Source organism: Ruixingdingia sedimenti (genome assembly GCF_031432425.1).
GTDB classification, from domain to species: Bacteria; Pseudomonadota; Alphaproteobacteria; order Rhodobacterales; family Rhodobacteraceae; genus Ruixingdingia; species Ruixingdingia sedimenti.
In genome coordinates this window covers 1-6,563 of the sequence record NZ_JAVKPH010000076.1, presented here as the reverse complement: position 1 = coordinate 6,563, position 6,563 = coordinate 1, and the positions used below count along the sequence as shown (strand labels likewise).

General features: G+C 62.4%; 6 protein-coding genes. All 6 read left to right on the top strand.

The annotated features are described in order from the left end of the window. Positions 1 to 283: transposase (locus tag RGD00_RS22790; protein WP_310459539.1), on the top strand; the 283-nt coding region annotated here is incomplete at its 5' end. A gap of 36 nt (positions 284 to 319) precedes the next feature. Next, entirely contained in the window at positions 320 to 1,738 is a 1,419-nt protein-coding gene (locus tag RGD00_RS22785; protein ID WP_345784594.1) for a Z1 domain-containing protein, read from the top strand. Continuing rightward, on the top strand, positions 1,722 to 2,729 hold the full coding sequence (locus tag RGD00_RS22780; protein WP_310459536.1) for a PD-(D/E)XK motif protein: 1,008 nt from the start codon (positions 1,722 to 1,724) through the stop codon (positions 2,727 to 2,729). The genes RGD00_RS22785 and RGD00_RS22780 overlap by 17 nt, the downstream gene beginning before the upstream one ends. Then, a complete protein-coding gene (locus RGD00_RS22775; protein WP_310459535.1) occupies positions 2,726 to 4,528 on the top strand; it encodes an AIPR family protein in 1,803 nt (600 codons plus the stop codon). Before RGD00_RS22780 ends, RGD00_RS22775 begins: the two co-directional genes overlap by 4 nt. Before the next feature lie 254 nt (positions 4,529 to 4,782). Next, positions 4,783 to 6,132 (top strand): Fic family protein, encoded by a 1,350-nt coding sequence (locus RGD00_RS22770; RefSeq protein WP_310459534.1) that lies wholly within the window; start codon positions 4,783 to 4,785, stop codon positions 6,130 to 6,132. Between the two features lie 179 nt (positions 6,133 to 6,311). Continuing rightward, on the top strand, positions 6,312 to 6,563 hold a 252-nt coding region (locus RGD00_RS22765), incomplete at its 3' end, for a hypothetical protein (RefSeq protein WP_310459533.1).

Genomic DNA, 6,563 nt, shown 5'->3' with positions numbered 1-6,563 from the left:
AAACTTGTTCGTCGTCTTGCTCATGATGCTCCATCCTACTCAAGAGTTGGAGCCTCCGGCAAACCCGGCGCGGTTCAAGGGGATAAAACCCTGCATCCCTGGCAGGAAGTCGCGCGGCAAGCCCATCAAGCACGACAAGCGCCGCTACAAACGCCGCAACAGGATCGAGATCATGTTCGGGCGTCTGAAGGACTGGCGCAGGGTCGCAACCCGCTACGACAGGTGCCCAAAGGTCTTCCTCTCCGCCGTCGCCCTCGCTGCAACCGTCATGTTCTGGCTATGACGCGAGAACGAGTCCTGACCGCAGGTTGGCGAGTATATCCGGACCCTGAGAGGGCGATTCACCCGTGGAATCGACCTGGCCGAAACCGAGCGCATGATGCGCGAGGACTATGAACAGCGGTTCCTGCCCGGGATGGTGCGCATCCGCGAGGCACTGATCCCCGACGAAAATCTTGCTGATTTCGCATGGGAACAGGTGAGGGAGGTGCTGCCCGAGGTCATCAGCGACATCAAGGTGCGCGAGATCAACGGTTCTGCCAAGGACGCCTTGGACTATGCCGACAACGAGGCGACTGGGCTCAAGGTGATCGCGGTCGGCGGCGACAAGCTGGCGCGGGGACTGACGCTAGAGGGGCTATGTGCCAGCTACTTCCTGCGCACGGCGCGGATGTATGATACACTGATGCAGATGGGGCGCTGGTTCGGGTATCGGGACGGCTATCTGGACTGCTGCCGCCTCTATACCACGCACGAGATGATCGAATGGTTCGGCCATATTGCCGACGCGGCGGAAGAGCTGCGGCAGGAATTCGACAATATGGTTGCAGCGGGTGCCACGCCAAAACAGTTCGGCCTGCGGGTGCGGTCGCACTCTGTCCTGACAGTGACGTCGCGCACGAAGATGCGCAATGCCCGCCCGATGCATCTGACCTTCTCGGGTGACCTGCTGCAGACCATCGTGTTCCTGCCGCGAAAGCAGGACATGGAGGCGAACTACGATGCGGGCCACCGGCTCCTTGCTGCGATCGGACCATCGTTGCGGCCGGAGCAACAGCACTATCTGCCGAAGGCAAGCCCCAACTGGAAAGGTCATTTCTGGCGCGACGTTTCGGCGGCCCAGGTCACGGCCTTCCTCCGCAGCTACCGCACGCACGGCGCGAGCTTCAGAGTCGTCAGCCCGTTGATCGCGGATTTCATCGACGAAATGAACAAGGATGGCGAGTTGACGAACTGGACCGTGGCCCTGATCGGGGCCTCGGATCCCGTGGTCGAAATTGGTGGCGTCAGCGTCAACATGATGCAGCGCCGCGCCGTCCAGTCCGAGCCCGTTGATCGGTATTCCATCAAGACCCTGATTTCCTCGCGGGATCAGGCGATCGACCTGACAGAGGCGGAATGGACCGCCGCCCTTAACCTGACCCGCAAGACCTGGCGGGGTGACAAGGACCGCGATCAAGGGGCCGAACCGCCGGACGATCCCCGTGGCACCGCCATCCGCAAGATCCTGGGTTTTGGCGATCCGGAAACGGGTGTGGCGCCGCGCAGGGATCGCGGTCTGCTGATGCTCTATCTTCTCAATCCACAGGCGAGCGATATCGAAGAGCTGGAGGATGGCCCGCCCATCCTCGCCTGGGCGATCAGTTTTCCCGGCAGCCCATCCGAGCGCAGGGTCAGCAATGCCGACTACATGGCGAACAGCGTGTTGTGGGGGGCGATGAATGACTGGGTGGACTGAAGAGGGCATCCTTCGCTCGTGGCGCGTGCTGACGCGGCAGGAGGGCGGGGAGGATTGGCAATTCGTGCATCTGGCCGACATCGGTCCGGTCTCGATCGAGGTCGGCTGCCGCTTTCCGGGCGGGCGTGAAGCCCTGATCGTCAGCTTCCCGCGCACCATGTCGGCCGGGCCGGGCGGACTTCCCGACGGCAGGGGGTTCGATGTGGTGCTTCTCCGCGAGGAGGCGATGTTCCGTGATCGCATGGCAATTTCCCTTGTCCGGCGCCTCGAGGGTTCGCTCGACATCTTCACCGTGATGGCGGCGGACGTGCTCCGGTGCCTCGAAGCCACCGACACCAGGAATCCGCGGGATCTGGCGGACGCATTCATCGGCAGGGTTGCGGACTGGCAGACGTTCATGTCCCGCAAACGGAGGCCGCTCTCGTCCGAAAGGCAGCTCGGCCTCATGGGAGAGCTCTGGCTTCTCGACCGCCTGATGCAGACAAGGCTGGGCGCCGCGGCGGTAGACTGCTGGCAGGGTCCGCTGCACGCTGCGCAGGACTTCCTGATCGGTGCAGGCGCGGTGGAGGTGAAAAGCTCACTTGCCGGTCGAACGTTCCTTGCGCGGATCAACAGCCTCGAACAGCTTGACGCGGACCGCACCCCCCTTTTCCTGGCTGCTCTCCGGTTCGATGTCGCGGATGATGGCACCGATCTTGTCGGCATGGTTGCGCACCTGCGCGAGCGTATGGCCGAAGCCGGTTTGTCGCGGGTGTTCGAGGCGCTGCTGCTGCTGTCGGGCTATGATGACGACCATGCCGAACACTACCGCCGCAAGCTGAGCCTTCTGGACGCGCGGGCCTTCCTCGTCGATGCGCACTTCCCCTGTCTTCGTCGTCAGGCCGTTCCGCAACAGGTTCGCAAGGTGGTCTATACCCTGGACGTCGACGCGCTGGAGCAACCCGCGCTTCCGCTTGACGATGCCCTCTCCGAACTCGGGATCGATCCATGAGCCTTGAAGATTTCCACCACGGTTTCCGCGCCCTGGTCCAGACCACCATCGCCGAGCGCGTGCAGGCCAACGAAGGGCCTTTCCCCTCGGAGGAGCTGGTCTTCGCCGAACTGGTGATGGAGCATGTCGCCAATGCCGGCATTTGCGAACCCGCCACGATCTGCCACTGGGCCGGAAAGGTCGGCAACAGCCGCCTGCGCATCACGGGCCATGCCCTTTCGTCGGATGAGACGAGACTCGACCTCTTCGTCACCCATTATTTCGGCAGCGAGGAAATCACCGCCTTGCCGGACTCCGCCGCCGCCGACACCGCAAAGCAGGGCGTGGCTTTCCTGTTCCATGCCGCTGGCGGAAAGCTGATCGACAAGGTTGACCCCACGCATGACATCCACGGTCTGATTTCCTTGATCACCGCCAACTGGTCCGATCTGGACCAGCTCCGGGTGTTCGTCATCACCGACGGTCGGACGAAGATGAAGCACTTTTCCACCAAGGAGGTGCATGGCCGCATCGTGGCCATCGAAGCGATGGACATCGAGCGCCTTTACCGTCACACCGCTGGCAAACCCCGGGAAGAGGTCGCGATCAGCTTCGAGCAGACGCTCGGTCGCCCGCTCCCCTGCGTTCACGTCCCCGATCCCGATGCCGACTACGAATATGCTCTGACGGCGGTGCCGGGTCAGGTGATCCGCCGGCTCTACGAACGTTTCGGCAGCCGTCTGCTCGAGGCGAACGTGAGAACCTTCCTTGGGGCTAGGGGCAAGGTGAACAAGGGCATCGCCGAGACCCTGGCGAAGGAACCCGAACATTTCATGGCGTTCAACAACGGCCTCGTTCTGGTCTGTGACGAAGCCGCCTTCGGGCGTAGCGAGGATGGCAGCATCGGGCTTTCGTTTCTCAAGGGCGTCCAGATCGTGAACGGTGGCCAGACCACATCGTCGATCTATTTCGCGGCGCGCGAAAACAAGGCACTGGATCTCGGCAATGTCATGGTGCCCGCAAAGATCATCATCCTGAAGGGGAATGACGACGACGGCCGGGAAGAACTGATCAGGAAGATCTCCCGATTTGCCAACAAGCAGAACGCGGTGAAGGAATCCGATCTTTCGGCCAACCGCCCCTTCCACCGGCAGTTCGAAAAGCTCGCGAACGAGACCTGGTGCCCGGATGGCGTCGGTTGCTGGTTCTACGAGCGGGCGGCCGGGGCCTATCAGGTCATGCTGCTGCGCGACGGCACGACGCCGGCGCAAAGGAAGAAGCTGGTGGATGCCGTTCCATCCAGACGCAAGCTCTCCAAGAACGACATCGCCAAATATCATGAATCCTGGCGGTCGAGGCCTGCACAGGTCGCGCTCGGGGGCGAGAAGAACTTCATGAAATTCATGGAGGCGCTGGACGAGGATTCTGCCATCGTGCCCGATCCGCTGGACGCGAAATGGTATCGGACGATGATCGCCAAGGTCATCGCCTTCAAGGCCATCGAGAGCATGATCAAGGGCAAGGATGCGAAGATCACGTTCCGGCAGGGCTATGCCAATATCGCCGCCTATACCATCTCGGTGGTGGCGGAACGGTTGGGCGACCGCATCGACTTCGAACAGATCTGGCAACGCCAGCGCCTGTCCCCCGCGTTCCAGGCGCTGCTTTACGACTGGGCGGTCGAAGTGAACCGGATATTTGATCAGGTCGCTCCGGGCCGGCAGATCTCCGAGGTGGCGAAGCGCCCCGAAGTCTGGCCCAGGGTCAGGGCGGGCAACTATCGGACTCCGGAGAACGATGTTCCGGAACTTGGTGGCTGATATGTTTCGGCGCGGTATGTTCATACGCCTCGGGCTGGCCCCTGATCCGTGCCCGAGAGCCGCGCCAAACCATGGTATCGGTGGGGGAGTAGCGGTGGAGCGTGGCCCCGCGATCAGGCATTCGAGACGGTGACCGGCAGGCCATCAAGCTCTTTGCGGAGCACCCTTGACGCTGCTCGTTGATTGCGCGACAAAAAGAACGACATATTGTGCGACAATTCCGCGTCAGGGGTGCGGCAGCAGAGGAGTGCCCGATGGCCGTTTCGGACCATAACATCCGCACAGCTCTCCTCGCCGCGCTGCCCGGCGATCTGACACCCATGCCGATCGGCCGGATCGAGGAGCTTGTCGCCGGGCAGGGTCTGACGGTCAGCCGCCGGACCTTGCAGCGTCATCTTGGCCTTCTGGAAGCCGAGGGGCGCATCATCAGGGCGGGCCGGAGTGTCGCGGTGACCTATCGGCTGGCCGAGTTCGCTACCAGGCCCGACACCATGGGGATCGTCTTGTCGCCCGCCGGCCGTGAGGTGCTGGGCCTGGTGGCGCAGCCGGTGATCGCCAGGCGGCCGGTCACTTACAACCAGGACTTCCTCGACATCTACAGCCCCAACCAGACCTTCTATCTGCCCGAGGCCTTGCGCAGCCAGTTGCACGACATGGGCCGCACCGGCGCCGACAATCGCCCCGCCGGCACCCATCTGCGCGACGTGATCGGCAGGCTGATGATCGACCTGTCCTGGGCCTCGTCGAAGTTGGAGGGCAACACCTACAGCCGTCTCGACACCGAGAACCTGATCCGCTTCGGCAAGACGGCCGAGGGCAAGGATCTGCTCGACGCCCAGATGATCCTGAACCACAAGGCCGCCATCGAGCTGATCGCCGAGGCGCCCGAGGAGATCGGCTACGACAGTTATACCTTCCTGAACCTGCACGCGCTGCTGTCGGAGAACCTGATGGCGGATCCCTCGGCCTCCGGCCGCCTGCGCCGCCGCCCGGTGGACATCGGCGGCAGCGTCTACACCCCTCTCGCCATCCCGCAGCGGATCGAGGACAACTTCAGGACGATCCTCGACAAGGCAGGCCGGATCACGGACCCGTTCGAGACCTCGTTCTTCCTGATGGTCCACATCCCCTATCTCCAGCCCTTCGAGGACGTGAACAAGCGCGTCTCGCGGCTGGGCGCCAACATCCCGCTGATCAAGCACAACCTCTCGCCGCTGTCGTTCATCGACATGCCGGAGGAAACCTATTTCCGGGGTACGCAAGGCATCTACGAGTTCAACCGGACCGAACTGCTGGCGGATGTCTACCTTGCCGCCTACGAACGCTCCTGCCAGCGCTACGCGGCGCTGGTGAAATCGCTCCCCGAACCGGACCCGCTGCGGCTGCGCTACCGGGAAGAAATCCGGGCCATGGTGCGCGACATCGTGGTGGAGGGCGCGGCCAGCATCGCTGATTATCTCGCCGCCGGGACCGATCCGAAAACTCTGGTGCAGCTCCAGGCAATCGTCGATGCCGAGGTTGCGAACCTGCACGAGGGTAATGCGCTCCGCTTCGGGATCAGGCGTAGTCAGTTCGAAGCGTGGAGGCGGAATAGGTCCGGATGAGGGTTGTTGAAGAGGGAGGTGCGCGGGACAGGCCTGCTGGGTGCGGACCGGCCCTTTGCGGACGGTCATCGCAGGGAGGAAACTCCAAAAGAGCGGCCACTCGAACACGACGCAGCGGTTGCTTCCAGTTGCCAACGGCGCACAATATTTGGTATCGATAAAGAAAGCTTCCCCAGCATATGGCGGCCACGTTGCTTATTCGTCCTCGTCTTACAGATTATCATGGGATTCACGCCGCACAGGTCGATCTCGACTTCGCGATTCCTTTTCTTGACGAGGACATTCCCCTTTACCTTGACCCCTTCATGCTGTGGCGGTCGCCCTCTCAACAGGATCATGGGCTACACACAGGCCTAGGGCGTGTTGACAAAAGGGATTCACCGGGCGCGGTGATCGTGATTCAAGCTGGTATCTGCAATGGAGACCAGCGT